18 protein-coding genes are annotated in these 21,832 nt (G+C 70.5%); 16 read left to right on the top strand and 2 right to left on the bottom strand.

Features of this window, described 5'->3' with window-relative positions; translation table 11 throughout:
- The first annotated feature begins 8 nt into the window (after positions 1–8).
- From E0L17_RS00445 to hflX, 16 genes are all read left to right on the top strand, one after another.
- Positions 9–2,243, top strand: a complete 2,235-nt coding sequence (locus tag E0L17_RS00445; protein WP_167929330.1) for a polyribonucleotide nucleotidyltransferase — start codon at positions 9–11, stop codon at positions 2,241–2,243.
- Positions 2,244–2,650: 407 nt separating this feature from the next.
- A complete protein-coding gene (locus E0L17_RS00450; RefSeq protein WP_167929331.1) occupies positions 2,651–4,315 on the top strand; it encodes a ribonuclease J in 1,665 nt (554 codons plus the stop codon).
- Positions 4,316–4,319: 4 nt separating this feature from the next.
- On the top strand, positions 4,320–6,866 hold the full coding sequence (locus tag E0L17_RS00455; protein WP_167929332.1) for an FtsK/SpoIIIE family DNA translocase: 2,547 nt from the start codon (positions 4,320–4,322) through the stop codon (positions 6,864–6,866).
- A gap of 1 nt (position 6,867) precedes the next feature.
- Positions 6,868–8,505: a helix-turn-helix domain-containing protein gene (locus E0L17_RS00460; protein WP_167929333.1), complete on the top strand. Its 1,638-nt coding sequence runs from the start codon at positions 6,868–6,870 to the stop codon at positions 8,503–8,505.
- Positions 8,506–8,551: 46 nt separating this feature from the next.
- Positions 8,552–9,049 (top strand): YajQ family cyclic di-GMP-binding protein, encoded by a 498-nt coding sequence (locus tag E0L17_RS00465; protein WP_167929334.1) that lies wholly within the window; start codon positions 8,552–8,554, stop codon positions 9,047–9,049.
- 14 nt (positions 9,050–9,063) lie between these two features.
- Positions 9,064–10,386 carry a 30S ribosomal protein S12 methylthiotransferase RimO gene (gene rimO / locus E0L17_RS00470; RefSeq protein WP_167929335.1) on the top strand — a complete coding sequence of 441 codons (1,323 nt, stop codon included), beginning with the start codon at positions 9,064–9,066 and terminating at the stop codon, positions 10,384–10,386.
- Positions 10,387–10,389: 3 nt separating this feature from the next.
- Positions 10,390–10,986, top strand: a complete 597-nt coding sequence (gene pgsA, locus E0L17_RS00475; RefSeq protein ID WP_167929336.1) for a CDP-diacylglycerol--glycerol-3-phosphate 3-phosphatidyltransferase — start codon at positions 10,390–10,392, stop codon at positions 10,984–10,986.
- Positions 10,983–11,513, top strand: coding sequence for a CinA family protein (locus E0L17_RS00480; RefSeq protein WP_353652919.1), 531 nt, complete (start codon positions 10,983–10,985; stop codon positions 11,511–11,513). The genes pgsA and E0L17_RS00480 overlap by 4 nt, the downstream gene beginning before the upstream one ends.
- 208 nt (positions 11,514–11,721) lie before the next feature.
- A complete protein-coding gene (recA, locus tag E0L17_RS00485) occupies positions 11,722–12,828 on the top strand; it encodes a recombinase RecA (protein ID WP_167929337.1) in 1,107 nt (368 codons plus the stop codon).
- Positions 12,825–13,484, top strand: a complete 660-nt coding sequence (locus E0L17_RS00490; protein WP_167929338.1) for a regulatory protein RecX — start codon at positions 12,825–12,827, stop codon at positions 13,482–13,484. Before recA ends, E0L17_RS00490 begins: the two co-directional genes overlap by 4 nt.
- 260 nt (positions 13,485–13,744) lie before the next feature.
- A complete protein-coding gene (gene rny, locus E0L17_RS00495) occupies positions 13,745–15,295 on the top strand; it encodes a ribonuclease Y (RefSeq protein ID WP_167929339.1) in 1,551 nt (516 codons plus the stop codon).
- Between the two features lie 3 nt (positions 15,296–15,298).
- Complete coding sequence (locus E0L17_RS00500) at positions 15,299–16,393, top strand: ATP-binding protein (protein WP_167929340.1); 1,095 nt, start codon at positions 15,299–15,301, stop codon at positions 16,391–16,393.
- A 97-nt stretch (positions 16,394–16,490) separates the two neighbouring features.
- Positions 16,491–16,796 carry a stage V sporulation protein S gene (locus E0L17_RS00505; RefSeq protein ID WP_075280137.1) on the top strand — a complete coding sequence of 102 codons (306 nt, stop codon included), beginning with the start codon at positions 16,491–16,493 and terminating at the stop codon, positions 16,794–16,796.
- Positions 16,793–18,163, top strand: a complete 1,371-nt coding sequence (miaB, locus tag E0L17_RS00510; RefSeq protein WP_445330964.1) for a tRNA (N6-isopentenyl adenosine(37)-C2)-methylthiotransferase MiaB — start codon at positions 16,793–16,795, stop codon at positions 18,161–18,163. Before E0L17_RS00505 ends, miaB begins: the two co-directional genes overlap by 4 nt.
- Entirely contained in the window at positions 18,160–19,104 is a 945-nt protein-coding gene (gene miaA / locus E0L17_RS00515; RefSeq protein WP_167929341.1) for a tRNA (adenosine(37)-N6)-dimethylallyltransferase MiaA, read from the top strand. The genes miaB and miaA overlap by 4 nt, the downstream gene beginning before the upstream one ends.
- Entirely contained in the window at positions 19,091–20,485 is a 1,395-nt protein-coding gene (gene hflX, locus E0L17_RS00520; RefSeq protein WP_167929342.1) for a GTPase HflX, read from the top strand. Before miaA ends, hflX begins: the two co-directional genes overlap by 14 nt.
- Here hflX and E0L17_RS00525 read toward each other — a convergent pair.
- A complete protein-coding gene (locus E0L17_RS00525) occupies positions 20,375–21,136 on the bottom strand; it encodes a heparan-alpha-glucosaminide N-acetyltransferase (RefSeq protein ID WP_353652920.1) in 762 nt (253 codons plus the stop codon). The genes hflX and E0L17_RS00525 overlap by 111 nt on opposite strands.
- Positions 21,137–21,793 (bottom strand): transcriptional repressor LexA, encoded by a 657-nt coding sequence (gene lexA, locus E0L17_RS00530; RefSeq protein WP_167929343.1) that lies wholly within the window; start codon positions 21,791–21,793, stop codon positions 21,137–21,139.
- Positions 21,794–21,832: the final 39 nt, after the last annotated feature.

Raw genomic sequence — 21,832 nt, forward strand, 5'->3', positions numbered from 1 at the left:
GAAAAGACATGGCAAAGGTTACACACGAGTTCGATCTCTACGGCAAGCACTACGTGCTCGAGACCGGCGAGCTGGCCAAGCAGGCCACCGGCTCCTGCCTCGTCAAGTGCGGCGACTCCACGGTCCTTCTCACCGCGGTGGTCTCCAAGGAGCGCAAGGACTACGACTTCTTCCCGCTGACGGTCGACTTCATCGAGAAGATGTACGCCGTGGGCCGCATCCCCGGCGGCTACCTCAAGCGCGAGGCGCGCCCGTCCGAGAAGGCCACCCTCACGGCCCGCATGATCGACCGGCCCCTCCGCCCGTCCTTCCCGGCCGGCTTCCGCAACGAGGTCCAGGTCGTGGCCACCACGCTCGTTGCCGACCAGATCAACCCCGTCGACACCATCTGCATCATGGCGGCCTCGGCGGCCCTCACCGTGGGCGGCGTGCCCTTCGAGGGCCCGCTCGCGTGCGTGCGCATCGGCCGCGACCGCGACACCCACGAGTTCATCGTGAACCCGACCTACGAGGAGCGCGACAACTCCGACCTCGACCTCGAGCTCGGCGGCGCCGAGGGCTTCATCTCCATGCTCGAGGCCGGCGCCGAGGAGATCTCCGAGGAGGACATGCTCGCCGCCATGGCCTTCGGCCAGGAGGCCATCGCCGCCTTCTGCGCCGAGCAGCAGAAGTTCTTCGCCAAGGTCCGCGAGGTCAACGGCGAGTTCCCCGTGCGCGAGTACATCCTCGACGAGCCCATTGCCGAGGTCCACGACCGCGTCTTCGCCCACTACGACGAGATGGAGGCCGCCCTCAAGGACGCCGACAAGCTCTCGCGCATCGGCAAGGTCGAGGCCCTCAAGGCCGCCATCAAGGCCGAGTTCACCGAGGAGGAGCAGGCCCAGTGGAGCCGCGCCATCCCCGTCGAGCTCAAGGCCCTCGAGAAGCACGCCATGCGCCTCATGGTCGTCGAGACCGGAGAGCGCGTCGACGGCCGCACGCCCACCGAGGTGCGCCCGCTGATGATCAAGGGCGACTACCTCCCGCGCGTCCACGGCTCCGGCCTCTTCCAGCGCGGCCAGACCCAGGTGCTCTCCGTCTGCACCCTCGGCATGCTCAACGAGTGGCAGCGCCTCGACACCATCGAGCCCGTCGACGGCAAGCGCTACATCCACCACTACAACTTCCCGCCCTTCTGCACCGGCGAGACCGGCCGCATGGGCAGCCCCAAGCGCCGCGAGATCGGCCACGGCAACCTCGCCGAGCGCGCCCTGCTCCCGGTGATCCCGTCCGAGGAGGAGTTCCCCTACACCATCCGCGTGGTCTCCGAGGTCATGGAGTCCAACGGCTCCTCCTCGATGGGCTCTACCTGCGGCTCCACGCTCGCCCTCATGGACGCCGGCGTGCCGCTCAAGCGCCCGGTCTCCGGCGTGGCCATGGGCCTCATCCAGGAGGAGGGCAAGACCGTCGTCCTCACCGACATCCAGGGCCTCGAGGACTTCCTCGGCGACATGGACTTCAAGGTGACGGGCACACCTAAGGGCATCACCGCCATGCAGATGGACAACAAGGCCACCGGCCTCACGCCCGAGATCCTGCGCTCCGCGCTCATGCAGGCGCACGAGGGCCGCATGTTCATCCTCGACGCCATGCTCGACGCCGTGCCCGCCGTCCGCGCCGAGACCAAGGAGTCCGCGCCGCAGATCATCAGCCTGCAGATCCCCACGGACAAGATCCGCGACGTCATCGGCTCCGGCGGCAAGGTCATCCGCGGCATCCAGGAGGACACCGGCGCCACGATCGACATCCAGGAGGACGGCACCGTCTTCATCGCCGGCGTGGGCGCCGCTGCCGACGCGGCGGCCGAGCGCATCAAGGCGATCGTCAAGGTCCCCGAGGTCGGCGAGGAGTACACCGGCCGCGTCGTGGGCATCCAGCCCTTCGGCGCCTTCGTCGAGCTCCTGCCCGGCAAGGACGGCCTGCTCCACATCTCCCGCGTCGCCCAGGGCCGCGTCGACAAGGTCGAGGACGTCCTCAACATCGGCGACGAGGTCAAGGTCCGCGTCCTCGAGGTTGACGAGAAGGGCAAGATCAGCCTCGACCGCATCGACAAGCCCGAGGCCCCGGCCGGCTCCGGCCACGCCCACGGCCACGAGGGCGAGAAGGACCGTCCGCGCCGCGAGCACCGCGCCCCGCGCCGCCGTCCCGGCGACAAGGGCGAGGGCGGCGAGAAGCGCCAGCCGCGCCGCCATCATGGGGCGTAGGGACATCCTCTGACGCAGGGGGGGCGGCCCGGGCGTTCCTGGGAGAAGTGCGCTTCGCGGAACTTCTCCCAGGAGGGCCCGGGCCACCCGTCACTCGGCTGGCATCCTTACCGCTGGGAAGAGCGTCACAGCAGGCTGTCGCTGGCGGAACGATGCCGTTGCCGGCTCGCGACCCCCTCGGGCGCCCGCCCGCGCGCAGTTCTGCAGCCGCGCGCTCTTTGCGCGGCGAAGCTGTCTGAGCACGGGCGGACGCCCGAGGGGGCTGTCCGCGCGCTCCGTGTAACCATCGTGGAACATGCAAGCGTCGGGTCCTTCTCGGGTAGAATCGGTGGGTATGCGAATTGGTACGGCCCGAGGGGCCGTCTGATATGACCCGACCGACCACCCCCGAAAGGAATCGCCCAGGAATGCCCAAGAAAGACACCGCCCTCAAGATCATCCCGCTGGGGGGCCTTGACGGCATCGGCAAGAACATGACCGCCTTCGAGTACGGCGGAGACATGGTCCTTGTCGACGCCGGCCTGATGTTCCCCGACGAGGGCCAGCCCGGCATCGACCTCATCCTGCCCGACTACACCTACGTTCTGGAGAACGAGGAGAAGCTCCGCGGCGTCATCATCACGCACGGGCACGAGGACCACACCGGCGCGCTCCCGTTCCTCCTGCAGGACCTCACCCGCAAGGTCCCCATCTACTCGAGCAAGCTCACGCTCGGCATCATCGAGGGCAAGCTCGCCGAGCACAACATCCGCTCGCCCAAGTTCCGCGAGGTGAGCGATGGCTCCACGATCACGCTCGGCGCCTTCACTATCACGTTCTTCTCGATGACCCACTCCATCCCGGCCGCCTTCGGCGTCTTCATGTCCACGCCGGCGGGCACCGTCATGCACACCGGCGACTTCAAGTTCGACCAGACGCCCATCGACGGGCGCCGGCCCAACTTCCAGGCCATCAACAAGTTCGGTGCCTCGGGGGTGGACCTCCTGCTCTCCGACTCCACCAACGCCACGCGCCCGGGCTTCACGCCGTCCGAGGCCGCCGTGGGCCGCGACCTGCGCCACGTCATCAAGAACGCTCCGGGCCGCGTCTTCGTGGCCGCGTTCTCGAGCCACATCCACCGCCTGCAGCAGATCTGCGACGCGAGCGTGGCCGTGGGGCGCAAGGTCGTGGTGACGGGCCGCTCCATGCTCACCAACACCAAGGTGGCGCGCGAGCTCGGCTACCTCTCCATCGACGAGGAGAACATCATCGACGCCTACGACGTCGACCGCATCCCCGACGAGAAGATCGTCGTCCTGTGCACCGGCAGCCAGGGCGAGCCGCTCTCCGCCCTCGCGCGCATGGCCAACGGCGAGCACAAGTCCCTCTCCATCCACGAGTCGGACACGGTGATCATCTCCGCCACGCCTATCCCGGGCAACGAGAAGAGCGTCCAGTCGATCGTCAACTCGCTCTCCAAGATCGGGTGCGAGATCTTCGACAAGAGCAAGGGCCTCGTGCACGTCTCCGGCCACGCGAGCCAGGAGGAGCTCAAGCTCATGCTCGCCATGGCCAAGCCCAAGTACTTCATGCCGGTCCACGGCGAGGCGCAGCACCTGCGCGCCCACGCCGAGCTCGGCGTGCAGATGGGCGTGCCGGCCGATCGCGTCTTCGTGCTCGACAACGGCGACTCGCTCGAGATGGTCCGGCACAAGGTGCGCCGCGGCCGCGCGGTGGAGTCCGGCGTGGTCTACGTCGACGGCGGCACCGTCACCGAGGCCAACCCGATGGTCCTGCGCGACCGCCAGAAGCTCGGCGCCGACGGCGTGGTGAGCTGCACCGTGGTGGTCTCCAAGCGCTCGGGCTCGGTGAGCGCCGTCGAGGTCTTCGGCCGGGGCGTCTCGTCCTCGACCGACGAGCTGCTCGACGGCGAGGCCCAGAAGCTCGTCCGCGCGCAGGTCGAGAAGCTCGCCAAGTCCGACGGGTCGAGCATTGAGGCGCTGCGGCGCGGCGTGCGCAACACGCTCTCCAACCTGCTCTGGAACAAGACGCACACGCGGCCGATGATCATCCCGGTCGTGATGGAGGTCTAGGCAGATGCCCTCGAAACGCACCTCAAACGCAGCACGCGGCAGGGGGGCGTCAGGGAAGGGGAGGGGCAAGGCCCCCGCGCGGCGCGCAGCCCAGCCCACCCCGGCGCTCACCAAGACCCAGTCCGACATCCTCGGCGTCGTGCTCGCCGTGACGGCGATCGCGATGCTCGTCTCCATCGTCTCGCCGAGCTCGGCGGTGGTGACGAGCGCCGTGCACGACTTCCTCGCGCTCTCGTTCGGCGCGGCGGCCGTGCTCGTGCCGGTGGCGCTCTTCGTCTTTGCCATGACCTTCTTCCGCGGCGACGAGGGGCCGGTCTCGGGGCGCGTCGCCCTGGGGCTCTCGCTCATCGTGCTCGCCGTCATGGCCATGCTCTCGGTCAACCTGCCCGAGGCGGCCGCTGACCCGTCCGTCGTCTTCGAGCCCGCCGTCGCCGAGCTCGCCGGCGGCTACGTGGGGGGCGCCGTCGCCTACTGCCTGCTCTGCCTCGTCGGCCAGGTGATCGGTGACGTCCTGCTCGCGGGCGTGGTGCTCGCGGGCGTGGTGGTGTGCGGCTTCTCCATCTCCGACGCCGTCGCCCGGGCGCGCGAGGGCATCGAGGGGATCGCCGACGAGCACCACGCCCGCGTCGAGGCGCGCCGCGCCCAGGCGATCATCGACGCCGCGGCCGACCCCGACTGCGCGCCGGCCTCGGCCGGGCCGCAGGCCTCGCTCTTCGACGAGACCGGCGAGCAGGCCACGACCTTCATCGGCGACCGCAAGACGACGGTCCTCAAGCGCCGCGCGAGGCTCCTCTCGGAGGACGCCCCCGCCGATCCCGCAGAGGCGCCGACCACGCTCATCGACCACGGGAGGCGCCCGTCGGCGACGCTGTTCGCCTCCGACGCCGAGGCGGACCAGGACCGCGCCGAGGCGGGGAGCGTGCCCTCGTTCCTGCGCGGCGGCAAGGGGGCCGGGCGCAAGAAGGGCGAGAAGGGCGAGAAGGCCGAGGGGGCCCGCCCCGCCGCAGCGAGGAAGCCCCGCGCGGAGCGCGGGCAGGTCCCGGCCGCGCCCGAGAGCATCACGCGCCCCGGGGACGCCGACGAGTCCTACCAGCTCCCGCCCCTCTCCATCCTGCGCGCAAACCCCGACGCGAGCGGCTCCTACGGCAACGACGAGGAGCTCGCGGGGACCGCGGCGAAGCTCCAGGCCACGCTCGAGGAGTTCGGGCTCACCTCGCGCGTCGAGGGCTGGATCGCCGGACCGTCCGTCACCACGTTCAAGATCTCGATGGGCGAGGGCGAGCGCGTCAACAAGATCGTCAACCTCGAGGACGACATCGCCCTCTCGCTGGCGGCCAAGTCGGTCCGCATCTTCGCGCCCATCCCCGGGACCTCGCTCGTGGGCATCGAGATCCCCAACGACAAGCCCCAGCCGGTCTTCCTCTCCGACGTGCTCCCGTACGCGAAGGGCGGCCCGCTCGACTGCGCCTTCGGCCGCGACTCCGAGGGGCGCCCCATCGTGGTGGACCTCGCGGGCCTGCCGCACCTGCTCGTCGCCGGAACCACGGGATCGGGCAAGTCCGTCCTGCTCAACGCCATCATCATGTCGATGCTCATGCGCGCCACCCCCGAGCAGGTGCGCCTCATCATGGTGGACCCCAAGCGCGTCGAGTTCACGGGCTACGCCGGCCTCCCGCACCTCTACGTGCCGGTGGTCACCGAGCCCCGCCAGGCGGCGAGCGCCCTGCAGTGGGGCGTGACCGAGATGGAGCGCCGCCTCAAGGTCTTCGAGCACTACAAGGTGCGCGACATCAAGACCTTCAACAAGAACGTGGACGGCGACAAGTACGCGGAGATGGAGAACCCCCCGAAGCACATGCCCTACTTCGTCATCGTGATCGACGAGCTGGCCGACCTCATGATGGTCGCCGGAAAGGACGTGGAGTCCTCCATCGTCCGCATCGCGCAGCTCGGCCGAGCCGCGGGCATCCACCTGATCGTGGCCACGCAGCGGCCCTCCGCGGACGTCGTCACCGGCCTCATCCGCGCCAACATCGACAACCGCGTGGCGCTTTCCGTCGACAACTCCATCAACTCGCGCATCATCCTCGACCAGAAGGGCGCCGAGCAGCTCCTCGGCAAGGGCGACATGCTCGTCAAGCTCCGCGGGCGCAAGCCGCGGCGCGCCCAGGGCTGCTGGGTCTCCGACGAGGAGATCGAGCAGACCGTCAAGTTCGTGCGCGAGCAGGTCACGGCCGACTACCACGAGGACATCCTCACCGCGGTCGTCCCCAACGCCCCCGGCGGCGGCGAGCCCGGCGCGCGGGGCGACGACGACCCCCTCATCTGGGAGGCCGCGCGCATAGTTGTGGACTCTCAGCTCGGCTCCACCTCAGGGCTGCAGCGCGCCCTCTCGGTGGGGTACGCTAGGGCCGGCAGGATCATGGACATGCTGGAGGCGAAGGGGGTCGTGGGCCCGGCCAACGGGTCCAAGCCCCGCGAGGTCCTTCTCGACAAGGAGGCCCTCGAGGAGCTGAAGGTCGCCGACGCAGCGTACGAGGGGGTGGAGTAGCATGTCACGGCCGCGGTTCAGCGAGGCGCTCGTCATGCGGCGCCACGACCTCGGACTCTCGCTCGAGCAGGCCTCCCGCATCCTGAAGCTGCGCCGGGACGTCCTCGTCGCCTTCGAGGAGGGCGACTACGACCACATGCCCCAGAGCGGCTATGCCCAGGGCATGCTCTCGAGCTATGCCCGCTACCTCGGCCTCAACGCGCGGGAGATCGTCGACCTCTTCCAGGAGGAGCTCTACGAGCACCGTCACGGCAGCTCCTCCCACGAGCTGAGGAGAAGGACGCGCCAGACGCAGGCGGGCAGGAACATCTCCGGGTACGACGTGGTGAACGAGGCCGGCTCGCGCCCGAAGGCCTACGTCGAGTACCGCCCGCTCCTGCCCACCTCGGGCGGCCCGGCGGGCGACATGGGCAACTTCGCCACGACGGCGCCCGCGCGCCCGCGCTCGTCGCTTCCCCTGGCGGGCGTCGGCACCCCGGCGCCCGGGACGCGGGCGGCGTACTCGTCCCCGTCCTATGAGGGGTGGGACCTCGGCCCCGAGCGGCGCCCCTACAACAGCGGCTCGGCTCGGGAGCGCGCGGGCGCCTCGTCGACGCGCCGCCGCGCCCAGCGCCCGCGCCGCGGCTCGGACGCCCGGCAGGGGAGGGTGCTCGGGGACGGGGACGGCCCCTCCTACGACGACCGCCCCTCCGCGCGGCTCTACCGCCGCGACGACGTGAGCACGCGCCGGGTGTCGCCGAGCGAGTACACCGACGACATGCGCTACGACGACCACGCGAGCCCCTACGCACCGGCCTCGACCATCTCCGGGCGGCGCTCGTCGCGCAACATCGCCCAGATCGAGCGCCCGAACGTCCGGCGTCGCCCGTCCTCGCCGCACCGCTCCTCGGCCAGGCAGGGCCGCGGGGGACGTCGCCCGCCCGCGCGCGGCGGCGCGCTCGGCTGGCTCCAGTGGTTCTTCTCGGACGCGCGCCGGGCGCTCCTCGCCATCGTGGTCGCCCTCACCGTCGTGCTCACCGCCATCGTCGTGCTCTCGGTGAGCTCGTGCGTGAGCGGCCCCTCCCGCTCAGTCGGTCAGACCGTCGCCGTGAACAGCGCGAACGAGACCGAGGCGGAGACGGGCGCTCAGCAGTCCGGCGCCGCCGCCCAGGGCTCCGACGAGGCGGCTCACGAGCCTGACGAGGGGCAGGGCGGTGACGACCAGGGCGACCAGGCCGCCGGCGGGGACGAGGGCGCCGCGTCGGACGCGTCGCCTGACGACCAGGCGGCGAGCGACGAGCCCAAGGAGACCGTCGTCGAGGTCAGCATCGCCAGCGGCGAGTATTCCTGGCTCGAGATCGTCTGCGACGGCACGAGCGTGGTCGCCGACGACCTCACGGGGCCGTGGTCGCAGACCTTCACCGTCTACGACTCGATCTCCATCTCCGCCGGCGACCGCTCGGCGGTGACCGTCACGGAGAACGGCGAGCGAGTCGAGTTCAGCAAGACCGCGAGCGGGCTCGGGAGCGTGACCATCAAGGGGACGCCGCGCCAGGAGCCCGCGGATGACGCCTCGGGCGCCTCCTCCGACGGCTCCTCGGACGCCGCTCCGGCCGAGGACGCCGTGCCCGAGGCCGACCAGTCGGGGCAGGACCAGTAGCATTGATGCGGCCCGGCGCGCGCCGGGCCCGGGAAGGAGAGGGGCAATGGCCAAGGAATCGAGCTTCGACGTCGTCTCCGTCGTCGACATGCAGGAGGTCGATAACGCCTGCCAGCAGGCCGCCCGCGAGATCACCCAGCGCTATGACCTCAAGGGCACGGGCGCGACGCTCGAGCTCTCCAAGAAGGACGGCGTCTTCAAGATCTCGGCGCCCTCCGAGTTCGTGGCGTCCCAGGTGCGCGACATCCTCGGGACCAAGCTCGTCAAGCGCGGCGTCGACCTCACGGCCGTGCGCTGGGCTGACCCCGTGGCGGCGTCCGGCATGAGCGTCCGCCAGACCGGCACCGTCCTCCAGGGCATCGACCAGGACACCGCAAAGAGGATCGCGAAGGACATCCGCGACCTCAAGCTCAAGGCCAAGGCGACGGTCGAGGGGGACAAGCTCCGCGTGAGCTCCGCCTCCAGGGACGTCCTCCAGTCCGTCATCGCCGAGCTCAGGCAGCGCGACTACGGTCAGCCGCTCCAGTTCGTCAACTACCGCTAGCGGAGGGGGGTCCCGTGCGCTTTCTCATCGTCACGCTCGGCTGCGCCAAGAACGAGGTGGACTCCGACCGCATGCGGGCGCTCCTGCTCGCGGACGGCTTCGAGGAGGCCGCCGAGGCGGCCGACGCCGACGTCGCCATCGTCAACACCTGCTCGTTTCTCGCCTCGGCGACCGAGGAGTCGGTCGAGGCCACGCTCGAGCTCGCCGAGGAGCGCTCCGAGGGCGTCCGCGCCTGCCCGATCGTGATGTGCGGCTGCGTGCCCTCCCGCTACGGCGACGCGCTCGCCGCCGAGCTCCCCGAGGTCGCCGCGTTCGTGCGCGCCGAGGACGAGGACGGCATCGCGGGCGTGGTCCGCGAGGTGCTCGGGATGGCCTCCGACGAGGGCGCCGAGCTTCCCAGGACCCTGCGCACGGTCGAGGGCACCAGCGCCTTCGTGAAGATCTCCGAGGGCTGCGACCGCTTCTGCACCTTCTGCGCCATCCCCTACATACGCGGGCGCTACCACTCGCGCCCCTCCGACGAGATCGTCTCCGAGGTGCGCGACCTCATGGACGGCGGCGTCCGCGAGGTCGTCCTCATCGGCCAGGACACGGGCGTCTGGGGCTGCGACCTCGGTGAGGGCGAGACGCTCGCCGCGCTGCTCGCGCGCGTCGCCGAGGCCGTCCGCCCCTACGGGGGTTGGGTCCGCGTGCTCTACCTCCAGCCCGAGGGCATGACCGACGAGCTCATCGCCACCATCCGCGACGTCCCCGAGGTCCTTCCCTACATCGACATCCCCATCCAGCACTGCTCCGCCCGCGTGCTCAAGGCCATGGGTCGCTCCGGCTCCCCCGAGGAGCTGCATGAGCTCTTCGCGCGCCTTCGCGCCGAGATTCCCGGCATGGTCCTCAGGACCACGGGCATGGCAGGCTTTCCCGGCGAGACGGACGAGGAGGCCGATGAGCTCTGCGAGTTCATCTCCGACGAGGCCTTCGACTACTGCTCCGTCTTCGCCTACTCCCAGGAGGACGGCACCGCGGCGGCGCGGATGGCCGACCAGGTGGACGAGGACGTCAAGCTCGAGCGCACGCAGCGCCTGATCGACCTGACCGAGCAGCTGGGGTTCGCCGCGACCGCCGCGCACGTCGGCGAGCGCGTCCGTGTGATCGTGGACGGCGTCGAGGAGTCCGAGGGCGGCCCCGAGCTCATCGGCCACGCCTGGTTCCAGGCCCCCGACTCCGACGGGGCCGTGCACATCCCGTACGGCGAGGCGGCGGTCGGCGACATCGTCACCGTGGACCTCGTCGACTCGTTCTGCTACGAGCTCGTGGGCGAGATCGTCGGGGAGGGGGCGTAGGGCATGGCCGGCGAGAAGGACATCTGGACGCCCGCCAACGTCGTCACGTGCGTGAGGATCGCGTTCATCCCGGTCTTCATGGCGGTGGCCATGGCGGCGCACGGGCACGCGAACGCGCCTTTCGCCGTCGCGGCGTTCCTCATCTACGTCACGCTCTCGCTCACGGACAAGGTCGACGGCTACCTGGCCCGCTCCCGCGACGAGATCACCGACTTCGGGAAGTTCCTCGACCCCATCGCGGACAAGCTCCTCGTCTTCTCGGCGCTCCTGCTCCTGCTCTCCGACGGGCGCGTCTCCGTGTGGGTCGTCTTCGTCATCCTCCTGCGCGAGTTTCTCGTGAGCGCGCTTCGCATGGTCGCCGCCTCGAGCGGCGAGGTCATCGCCGCCGACGCCCTCGGGAAGGCCAAGACCGCCGTCACGATGGTGTCTCTGTGCGGCTACTACCTCTCCTACGCGGTCTCCGCGGTCGGCTTCGACGACCTCGGCATCGTCGCGTTCGTCGCGTGGGCGCTCATGGTCGCCGCCGTCGTGCTCACGGTGGTCTCGGGTGCCCAGTACTTCTGGAACGCCCGCCACGTGGTCTTCGGGAGAGGGGAGTGAGCGGCGTGGGCGCCCCCTCGTGGGACGACTGCGTGCTCGGCGCCGCCTCCGCGCTCGACGCCGCGCGCGCGTCCGGGGTGACCCTGGGGTGCGCCGAGAGCTGCACGGGCGGGCTCGTCGCGGGCGCGCTCACCGCCGTCGCCGGCTCCTCCGACGTCATGAGGGGCGGCGTGGTGAGCTACGCGGTCCCCGTCAAGCACGAGGTGCTCGGCGTCTCGTCCGAGGTTCTCGACGAGCCTGGCGTCGGCGCCGTGTCGGGCGAGTGCGCGACGCAGATGGCCGAGGGGGCGCGCCGCGTGCTTGGCTGCGACGTCGCGGTCTCCGTGACCGGGATCGCGGGCCCCGGCGGCGCCGAGCCGGGAAAGCCCGTCGGCACCGTCTGGATGGGGCTTGCCACGCCGCTCGGGACGCGTGCCGAGCGGTTCGTGTTCCCGGGGGCGAGGGACGAGGTCAGGCGCGGCGCCGTCGCCGCCGCGCTCGCCCTGCTCCGTGAAGGCTCCATGGAGGCCGCCCGCGCCGGTCGATAGGCGCGGCCCCGCCCCACGCTCGTGACCGAGCCCGCTGCCTCGCCCTTTCCCGTCCCGCCCGTCTCCGCCGTCGGCCTGGCGGCAGCGTTGCGTCCGAGCCGTGTCCGCCCCGCGTCAGCGGGCCCGCCTACAATCGGGACGACGGTGTTGACTTAGAACGGTTGTTCGGATACCATCGACGGCGGAAGAACGAGCCAAGGGAGCGAGCATGGCCAAGACTAAGGGCGTTGCCAAGGAGATCCACCCCAGGACCACCGGCGAGGAGCGGGACAAGGTCCTCGAGTCCACGACGGCGGAGATAGAGAAGAAGTTCGGCAAGGGCGCGATCATGCGCTTCGGCGATGACGGCCCCAGCCTCGAGGTCGAGGCCATACCCACGGGCTCGCTCGCGCTCGATGCCGCCCTCGGCATCGGCGGCGTCCCGCGCGGGCGCATCGTCGAGATCTACGGGCCCGAGTCGTCCGGCAAGACCACGCTCTCGCTCGAGATCCTCGCCGAGGCGCAGGCCATGGGCGGCGTCGTCGCCTTCATCGACGCCGAGCACGCGCTCGACCCGGGCTATGCCGCGCGCATCGGCGTGGACATCGACGAGGTCCTCATCTCGCAGCCGGACACCGGCGAGCAGGCGCTCGAGATCTGCGACATGCTCGTCCGGTCCGGCGCCATCGACGTCGTGGTCATCGACTCGGTCGCCGCCCTCACGCCGCGGGCCGAGATCGAGGGCGAGATCGGCGACTCCACCGTCGGCCTCCAGGCGCGCCTCATGAGCCAGGCGCTGCGCAAGCTCGCGGGCTCCCTCTCCAAGTCCAACACGACGTGCATCTTCATCAACCAGCTTCGCGAGAAGATCGGCGTCATGTTCGGCAACCCCGAGACCACGCCGGGCGGCCGCGCGCTCAAGTTCTTCTCGTCCGTCCGCATGGACATCCGCCGCATCGACTCCATCAAGTCGAACAACGAGGTCGTGGGCAACCGCGTCCGCGTCAAGGTCGTCAAGAACAAGGTCGCCCCTCCCTTCAAGCAGGCGGAGTTCGACATCATGTACGGGCAGGGGATCTCCAAGGAGGGCTCGATCCTGGACGAGGGCGTGAAGTACGGCGTCGTCACCAAGTCGGGCTCCTGGTTCACCTACGAGACCGAGCAGGGCTCCGAGCGCCTGGGCCAGGGCAGGGAGGCCGCGAAGGAGTTCCTCGCCTCCAACCCGGAGCTCAGGGACGAGATCGACCACAGGGTCCGCGTCGCGTGCGGGCTCGAGCTCGGCGACGAGCGCGTCGGTGAGCCCGTCGACCTGATTGAGGGGGACATCCTCTCGTGAGCGCGCCTGTGACGGGCGGGGTCGGCTGGGACGTCGTGATCCCCGCGCGCGGCTCGCGGCCCGGCTCGCCCGCCCGCGTCGTCTTCGACTCTGCGGGCGTGCCCGAGCGCGCCGTCCCGCTCGCGGTGGGGCGCCGCCTCGCCCGCCTGCTCGGGGAGGGGAGGGCGCCCGAGGCGGGCGAGCGGCTCGACGGCGCCATCGACGAGCTCCTTGACCGCTGCGCCAGGGAGCGCGTGGAGCAGCTCGTCTCCCGCCGCGACTACTCCGCCGACGAGCTCGGCGCGCGCCTCAGGCGCGACGGGTACCCCGCCGACGTCGTCGATCGCCGCGTTCGCCGGGCGTGCGAGTCTGGGGTCATCGACGACGCGCGCTACGCCGCCTCGTTCGTCCGCTCCAAGGCGCTCGCCGGATGGGGGAAGGCGAAGATCGAGCGCGCGCTCGCGGCGCGCGGGGTCTCCCTCGATGCGCTCGGGGACCTCTCCGGCGAGCTCCTCTCGGAGGACGACGAGCTCGACCGCGCGGTCGAGCTCGCCGGGCGTCGCGTGCGCTCGGGGCGCGGCGAGCTTCGCTCGCTCGTGCGCTTCCTCTGCGGTCGGGGCTTCTCGCCCGGCATAGCCTACCGCGCGGCGCGCTCGGCGCTGGGGGACGGAGAGTAGCCGCTCCGCGGCCTTCCGCGGCCCGCTACCACGCGCTCATTTGACATAACGTTACGCGGAACTTACGATTGAGGGGCTATTGGAGCGTCCGCTCACGCTGGCTCGCCAGCTGATGTCTATATTTCGTTCGATACCCGTCGGCCGTTCGCGGCCCACAGCCGAATGCAACTTGACAGCGCCTCCGATGGCGGGTTCCGCGGCAGCGCCGCGGTCTCCAGAACCACGCTTGACCTACATTCGTCGTCCGAGGAGCAGCTAACATGGAAATCCTATTCGCAGTCGTGGGGCTCGTCATAGGCGCGGGCATCGTCTACTTCATCCTATCGGGGCAGAGCAACTCCAAGGTCAAGGCTGCCGAGGCCCAGCTCGAGAGCGCGCGCGTCGACGCCGACCGCGTCCGCGAGGAGGCCGCGCGCCAGGCCGAGAACGCCAAGAAGGAGGCCGTCCTCGAGGCCAAGGAGCAGATCCTCGCCCTCAAGCAGGCCTCCGAGCAGGAGGAGAAGAAGCGCAAGGGCGAGCTCCAGTCCCTCGAGAACCGCATCATGCAGCGCGAGGAGTCGCTCGACCACCGAAACGACGCCCTCGACCGCCGCGAGCACCAGCTCTCGAGCCTCCAGGGCCAGCTCGACCGCCGCAAGAACGACCTCGACGAGATGGAGGTGCGCCAGACCGCCGAGCTCGAGCGCATCGCCGGCCTCTCCTCCGACGAGGCCCACGACGAGCTGCTCGCCCGCGTCCGCGCCGAGGCCGTCCGCGACGAGGCGCAGATCCTGCGCGAGTCCGAGCAGCGCGTCCGCGCCCAGGCCGACAAGACCGCCCGCGAGATCGTCTCGACCGCCATCCAGCGCTGCGCCGCCGACCAGGCCGGCGAGATCACGGTCACGTCGGTCCACATCCCCTCGGACGACCTCAAGGGCCGCATCATCGGCCGCGAGGGCCGCAACATCCGCACCTTCGAGCAGGTCTCCGGCGTGTCCCTCGTCATCGACGACACGCCTGAGACCGTCGTGCTCTCGAGCTTCGACCCGGTGCGTCGCGAGACCGCCCGCGTCGCGCTCGAGAACCTGATCGCCGACGGCCGCATCCACCCCGCCCGCATCGAGGAGCTCTACAAGAAGGCCGAGACCCTCGTCGCCGAGCGCGTCCGCGAGGCCGGGGAGCAGGCCGCCTTCGACGCCGGCATCCACGACCTGCACCCCGAGCTCGTCAAGACCCTCGGCGCGCTGCGCTATCGCACCTCGTTCGGACAGAACGTCCTGTCCCACTCCGCGCAGGTCTCCGCGCTCTGCGGCATCATGGCCTCAGAGCTCGGCGTCGACGAGGTCGCAGCCAAGCGGGCCGGCCTCCTTCACGACCTCGGCAAGGCCATCGACCACGAGGTCGAGGGCCCGCACGCCGTCATCGGCGCCGACCTCGCCCGCCGCTATGGCGAGCGCCCCGACATCGTGCACGCCATCGAGGCGCACCATGCCGACGTCGAGCCCGACACCGTCCTCGACGTCCTCGTCCAGGCCGCCGACGCCATCTCCGCCGCTCGTCCCGGCGCGCGCCGCGAGAGCGCAGAGAGCTACATCAAGCGCCTCGAGAAGCTCGAGGAGATCTCCAACGCCCACGAAGGCGTCGAGCGCACCTACGCCATGCAGGCCGGGCGCGAGCTTCACGTCATGGTCGAGCCCGAGAAGATCTCCGACGCCCAGGCCACGGTGCTCGCGCATGACATCGCCAAGCAGATCGAGGACGAGATGGAGTATCCCGGCCAGGTCCGCGTGGTGGTCATCCGCGAGTCGCGTGCCGTCGACGTGGCGAAGTAGCCCATGGCAGGCGCTCCCGCTGCCCAGGACCTCGTGGGCTTCGTCTCCTCCATGGGCGGCGGGCGCGCCCTTCGCGTCGAGGAGAATCTCGGCGAGGGCTTCGTCCGCCTCCGCGTCGCGGAGGCGGAGCGCCGCCAGGCGAAGCACGACGTCAGGTGCGTCGAGGACGTGGTCATCGAGATGCTGCGCAACGCCCGCGACGCCGGGGCGCGCCACATCTACGTCGCCACCACCCGCGAGGGCTCCCGTCGCGTGACGACGATGCTCGACGACGGCCGCGGCATACCGGCCGACATGCAGGAGCGCGTCTTCGAGGCGCGCGTCACCTCCAAGCTCGAGAGCTTCCACATGGACCGCTGGGGCGTCCACGGCAGGGGGATGGCCCTCTACTCCATCCGGGAGAACGCCGTCTCGGCCGAGGTCGTCTCGTCGGCGCCGGGCAGGGGCGCCGCCATCAGGGTCGTGACCGACGTCGCGACGCTTCCCGAGCGCGCCGACCAGTCCACCTGGCCCTCGGTCGGGACGGACGACGACGGCGAGCAGTCCTGCGTGCGCGGGCCCCACAACATCGTGCGCACCTGCTGCGAGTTCGCGCTCGAGGAGCGCGGCGCGTGCGAGGTCTACCTCGGCTCGCCCGCCGAGATCGCGGCCACCGCGCGCGCCCGCATGCGCCCCTCCGCCGACGCCTCCGAGCTCCTCTTCATGGACGTTCTCTCCGAGCTCCCCGTCCTCGAGCGCCTGAGCGCCGCAGCCGACGCCTCCGAGCTGCTGCGCGTGGCCGCATCCCTCGGCCTCGAGATGTCCGAGCGCACCGCGCACCGAATCGTCTCGGGCCAGGTGAGGCCCGCCCGCAGCGTCCTCGCCCGCCTCACGCACCGCGGCGACGCCCATCCGCAGCGCCCGCGCGAGGTCGACCTCGCGCGCGACCGACGCGGTCTCAGGATCGCGCCTGCCGACGTCGAGGAGTTCTCCCGGACGATGGAGCGCGACTTCGCCCTCCTCGCCGACCGCTACTACCTCTCGCTCTCCGCGGACCCCAAGGTCCGGGTCGGCCACGGCAAGATCACGGTCACCTTCGACCTGGAGGAGAGCGACTGACCACCACCTTCTTCTCAAACGGACCCGTTACCAGTAGAATCGTACGAGCGCGACAAACGCAGCCGCTCTCATGAGCCACGCAGCAGGAGAAAGCAACATGGACTATCTGAAGGTGTCGAGCAAGTCCTCGCCGGCCTCGGTCGCCGGGGCCATCGCCGGACTCGTCAAGGACGGGGTGCCCGTCAACATCCAGTGCGTCGGCGCCGGCGCGGTGAACCAGGCCATCAAGGCCATAGCCATCGCCCGCGGGTTCCTCATCCCCACCGGCATCGACATCTCGTGCGCCCCCACCTTCTCGGACATCGAGATCTCGGGGGAGAGCAGGACCGCCATCAGGATCGCGGTGTACGTACATCGCCTCCAGGCGCCCTCCGCCGCGAGCGAGGCGGGGGTGGCGTCGTGACGCAGGCCCCCTCCGCCCTCGTCGGCAAGACGTACTGCGTCAGGACCTTCGGCTGCCAGATGAACCTGCACGACTCCGAGCGCGTGGCCGGCCTGCTCGACGCCTGCGGCTGCATCTGCGTCGAGGACCCCGACGACGCAGACATCGTCGTCTTCATGACCTGCTGCGTGCGCGAGAACGCCGACCAGCGCCTCTACGGGCAGGCCTCCGCCATGGTCTCCGCGCCGACGCCGCCCTCGGGTCGCCGCGTCGTCGCCATCGGCGGGTGCATAGCCCAGCGAGACGGCGAGCGCATCCGCGACCACATCGCCTGCGCCGACGTCGTCTTCGGCACGAGCGCGCTCGCCAGCCTCCCCGGCCTGCTCGAGGAGGCGTTCGCCGCGGACGGCCGCGCCGTCGAGGTCGACACCGTCGAGGAGGGCCGGCCCTTCTCGACCGACCTGCCGAGCCGGCGCGAGAGCCCCTTCCACGCGTGGGTCCCCATCATGACGGGGTGCAACAACTTCTGCACCTACTGCATCGTCCCCTACGTGCGCGGCCGCGAGAAGAGCCGCACCATGGAGAGCGTCGTCGCCGAGGTCGAGCACCTCGTCGCCGACGGGGTCCGCGAGGTGACGCTGCTCGGCCAGAACGTCAACTCCTACGGGCGCAACCTCTACGGCGAGCCGCGCTTCGCCGAGCTTTTGCGCCGCGTCGCCGCGACGGGGGTCGAGCGCATCCGTTTCACCTCCTCAAACCCCAAGGACCTCTCGGACGAGACCATCGCCGCCATGGCGGAGCTCCCGAGCGTCATGCCTCACCTGCACCTCGCCGTGCAGAGCGGCTCGACGAGGGTCCTCAAGGCGATGAACCGCAGCTACACCCGCGAGGAGTACCTCGCGCTCGTCGGGCGCCTGCGCTCCGCGATGCCGCACCTCGCCCTCTCGACCGACATCATCGTCGGCTTCCCCGGCGAGACCGAGGAGGACTTCCTCGACACGCTCTCGCTCGTCCGCGAGGCCGCGTTCTCGTCCGCCTACACGTTCATCTACTCGCCCCGGCCTGGTACCCCCGCCGCCAAGATGGCGGACGACACCCCGCGCGAGGTCATCCAGGGCCGCTTCGACCGGCTCGCCGAGCTCGTCGCCCAGCAGGCGCACGACGCCAACCAGGCCGACCTCGGGACGCTCGCGAGCGTCCTCGTCGAGGGTCCCTCGAAGCGCGACGACGGCATCCTCGTCGGGCACAGCGAGAAGAACCAGACCGTGCACTTCCCTGTCCCGGAGGGCGTCGACGCCGCCTCGCTCGTCGGCTCCATCGTCGACGTGCGCGTCGAGGAGGCGCGCACGTGGTACCTGCGCGGGACCGTCGAGGGCGACCCGCGATGAGCGCCCCGGGCCCCGTCGTCTGCGTCGTCGGGCCCACGGCCTCAGGCAAGAGCGCCGTCGCCGAGCTCGTCGCCGAGCGCCTCGGCGGGCCCGTCGTCTCCGTCGACGCGATGCAGGTGTATCGCGGCATGGACGTGGGCACCGCCAAGACCCCCGTGGCGGAGCGCCGCGCGCCCCTGCTGATGGTCGACGTCGTCGACCCCCTCGAGGACTACTCCGTCAGGCTCTTCCAGAGAGATGCCCGAGCGTGCGTCGATGAGGCGCTGCGAAGGGGCGTCACCCCCGTGCTCGCGGGGGGCACGGGCCTCTACCTCGACGCCGTCATCGACGAGATGGAGTTCCCGTCCGGCGAGCGCGGGGCGGCCTCGCGCGAGCGCTACGAGGCGCTCGCGGCCGAGCGGGGCGCGGAGTGGCTCCATGCCCTGCTCGCGGGGCGCGACCCCGAGAGCGCCGCGCTCATCCACCCCAACAACGTGAGGCGCGTCGTCCGTGCGCTCGAGATGCTCGACGAGGGCGTCTCCTACGCCCGTCATCACGAGGGGCTCCGCCGCCGCGCGCCCCACTACGACGCGCGCATCTGGGGCCTCACGATGTCTCGGGAGCGCCTCTACGCCCGCATCGACGAGCGCGTGGACCGCATGGTCTCCCAGGGGCTCGTGGAGGAGGTCTCCGGGCTCGCGAGGCGCGGCCTCACCCCTGGGACGACGGCCGGCCAGGCGATCGGCTACAAGGAGGTCCTCGGCGCGCTCGCGGGCGAGACGACGCTCGACGAGGCGGTGGAGCTCGTGAAGCTCAGGAGCCGGCGCTACGCCAAGCGACAGCTGTCCTGGCTCAGGCGCGACGGCCGCGTGCGCTGGCTCGACCTCGACGACATCACGCCGGAGGCCGCCGCGCGGGCCATCGTCTCCGAGCTCGGGGGTGAGCCCCATGCCTCGATTTAGCCCGCTCTCGACGGCGCCCGTGCCGGAGCGCGCCATTCTCGTCGGCGTGGACCTCGGCAGGTCGGAGTGGTCCTGCGAGGAGTCCCTCGCCGAGCTCGCCCGCCTCGCCGAGACCGACGGGGCCGAGGTCGTCCATACCATGTACCAGCGCCTCGACGCCCCCGTGCCGCGGACGTTCATCGGGCGCGGCAAGGTCGAGGAGCTCTGCTCGCTCGTCCGCGAGCTCGGGGCCGACGTCGTCATCTTCGACGACGAGCTCACCCCCTCGCAGCAGGCGAACCTCGAGCGCGCGGTGGGGGAGCCCGTCAAGATCATCGACCGCACCGCGCTCATCCTCGACATCTTCGGCGTCCACGCCAGGACGCACGAGGGGCGGCTCCAGGTACAGCTCGCCCAGCTCCAGTACGTCCTGCCGCGCCTTCGCGGCATGTGGAGCCACCTCGTGGGCGAGCAGACGAGGGGCGGCATCGGGAGCCGCTTCGGCCAGGGCGAGAGCCAGCTCGAGGTCGACCGCAGGCTCGTGAGGTCGCGCATCTCCACCCTCCGCCGCGAGCTCGAGCGGCTCGAGCGGCGCAGGGGCGTGCAGAGCAAGGCCCGCTGGGACTCCGGCGTCTGGCGGGTCGCGCTCGTCGGCTACACCAACGCGGGCAAGTCGACCCTGCTGAACCTCCTCACGGGCGCGGACGCCTACGCGAAGGACGAGCTCTTCGCGACGCTCGACCCCACGACGCGCTCGCTCGTGCTCGACGAGGGGAGAAAGGTCACCCTCACCGACACCGTCGGGTTCATCCAGAAGCTCCCGACGACGCTCGTCGAGTCCTTCAAGTCGACGCTTGCCGAGGTCCGCGCCGCCGACCTCGTCCTTCTCGTCGTCGACGCCTCGGACCCCCACCGAGAGCTCGAGATCGATGCCGTCCGCTCCGTGCTGGATGACATCGGCGCGTCCGGGATCAGGAGCGTCACCGTCCTCAACAAGTGCGACCTCCTCGACCAGGAGGGGCTGCGCGAGGCGGGTGCGGCCCATCCCGACGCCGTCGCCATCTCCGCCCGCACCGGCTGGGGCGTGCGGGGGCTGCTCTATAGGATCGCGCGGGAGGCCGCCGAGGGAAGCGTCACCATGAGCGTGCTCGTGCCCTACGACAAGGGCCTGCTCATGAAGATGGTCCACGAGCGATGCCAGGTCATGCGAGAGAGCTACGTCCAGGGCGGCCTCATGGCCACGGTCAAGGCCGACGAGCGCATGGCGCGCACGCTCGCACCGTACGAGGTGCTATCCGAAGACGAGCTCGAGGGCCTCGCAGAGGACGAGAAGGACGGGCTGGTGGATGACATAGACGGCCAGGGCATGCCTTCCGACGAAGTTGAGAGGGGTGACGCGTAGCCGGCGGGCCCAGCCGGGATAGCCCCGCTCGGCCCAGGATGACCCCATCGCGGCCCCGGCGAGGTAGAGCATGAGATAGGGGAGGAGCGGGTAGTAGTCCCCCGAGGAGAAGGCAGGCCCGGGCAGCCCCAGCCAGGAGAGCCACTCGCTCCCATAGGCCCATTCAGGCAGGGCGACGCTCACGGGGCCGATGCCGACGAAGCCGCGCGGCAGGCCGAGCAGCACGACGAAGGCGACGAGAAGGGCGGCCGCGGCGACGGGCCCGCGCGGGACGAGGCCTCCCGCCGCGAGCGCCCACGTGACGAGCGTGCAGGCGGCCATGCAGTAGATGATGCCGAACGATATGGGCGTGTCGACCGACGCGACGCTCGTCACGACGAAGATGGCGAGCGCGACGCCCGCGTACTGCGCCCCCCGCCTCAGGTTGCTCCTCGAGAGCGGGAACATGCAGCCCGCGATAAAGACGAAGGTCCACGAGATGCTCGCCCGCCAGACGTCCTGGAGGGGAGGGGCAAACCACCCGAGGCCGAGGCCGTAGATGAAGCGCAGGTCATAGCAGAGGTGGAAGAGGACCATCGATATGACGGAAAGGCCGCGCGCCGCGTCGAAGGCCCCGATGCGACCGCCCTGCGGCCTGTCTGAGCCGCCCACCTACGAGATGGAGCGGATGAGGGCCGTCACCCTGCCGAGGATGACGGGGTCGTCGACGTAGATCGGGTCCATGCTGTCGTTCTCCGGCTGCAGCCGCACGCGGTCGCGCTCGCGGTAGAAGGTCTTCACCGTGGCGGAGTCGTCGATGAGGGCGACGACGATCTCACCGTTGTGCGCGTCGTGCTGCTCCTTCACGACGATGTAGTCACCGTCGAAGATCCCCGCGTTGATCATCGACTCCCCGCGCACGCGCAGGACGAAGGAGCTCGCGTCACCGACGATCGAGGTGGGGAGGGTGAGCGTCTCCTCGACGTTCTGCTCGGCGAGGATGGGCGTCCCGGCGGCGACGCGCCCGACGAGCGGCAGCGAGATAAGGTTGCGGTCGACGTCCTGGGAGACGCTCGCCTGCGGGACCTGCTCGTCCGTGGAGGACGCCTGCTTGTCCACGACCTCGATCGTGCGCGGCTTCTTGGAGTCCCTGCGGATGAGCCCGTGCTCCTCGAGCACCTTGAGATGCATGTGGACCGTCGAGGGCGAGGCGAGGCCCACGGCGGCACCGATCTCGCGCACCGAGGGCGGATAGCCGTGCTCGGTCGAGTAGGTGCGGATGAAGTCGTAGATGGCGAGCTGACGCTTGCCGAGCTTTCCACGTGCCATGTTGTGCCTCCTTGTCCTCCGTCATCCCATCATAGCCGA

Origin of the sequence: Olsenella sp. SW781, from assembly GCF_012027725.1 — a bacterium.
Lineage (GTDB): Bacteria > Actinomycetota > Coriobacteriia > Coriobacteriales > Atopobiaceae > Thermophilibacter.

Excerpts from the sequence above, each read along its gene's own strand:
- E0L17_RS00445 (WP_167929330.1), top strand. The coding sequence starts at position 9 with ATGGCAAAGGTTACACACGAGTTCGATCTCTACGGCAAGCACTACGTG.
- E0L17_RS00450 (WP_167929331.1), top strand. The coding sequence starts at position 2,651 with ATGCCCAAGAAAGACACCGCCCTCAAGATCATCCCGCTGGGGGGCCTT.
- E0L17_RS00455 (WP_167929332.1), top strand. The coding sequence starts at position 4,320 with ATGCCCTCGAAACGCACCTCAAACGCAGCACGCGGCAGGGGGGCGTCA.
- E0L17_RS00460 (WP_167929333.1), top strand. The coding sequence starts at position 6,868 with ATGTCACGGCCGCGGTTCAGCGAGGCGCTCGTCATGCGGCGCCACGAC.
- E0L17_RS00465 (WP_167929334.1), top strand. The coding sequence starts at position 8,552 with ATGGCCAAGGAATCGAGCTTCGACGTCGTCTCCGTCGTCGACATGCAG.
- pgsA (WP_167929336.1), top strand. The coding sequence starts at position 10,390 with ATGGCCGGCGAGAAGGACATCTGGACGCCCGCCAACGTCGTCACGTGC.
- recA (WP_167929337.1), top strand. The coding sequence starts at position 11,722 with ATGGCCAAGACTAAGGGCGTTGCCAAGGAGATCCACCCCAGGACCACC.
- rny (WP_167929339.1), top strand. The coding sequence starts at position 13,745 with ATGGAAATCCTATTCGCAGTCGTGGGGCTCGTCATAGGCGCGGGCATC.
- E0L17_RS00500 (WP_167929340.1), top strand. The coding sequence starts at position 15,299 with ATGGCAGGCGCTCCCGCTGCCCAGGACCTCGTGGGCTTCGTCTCCTCC.
- E0L17_RS00505 (WP_075280137.1), top strand. The coding sequence starts at position 16,491 with ATGGACTATCTGAAGGTGTCGAGCAAGTCCTCGCCGGCCTCGGTCGCC.
- miaA (WP_167929341.1), top strand. The coding sequence starts at position 18,160 with ATGAGCGCCCCGGGCCCCGTCGTCTGCGTCGTCGGGCCCACGGCCTCA.
- hflX (WP_167929342.1), top strand. The coding sequence starts at position 19,091 with ATGCCTCGATTTAGCCCGCTCTCGACGGCGCCCGTGCCGGAGCGCGCC.
- lexA (WP_167929343.1), bottom strand. The coding sequence starts at position 21,793 with ATGGCACGTGGAAAGCTCGGCAAGCGTCAGCTCGCCATCTACGACTTC.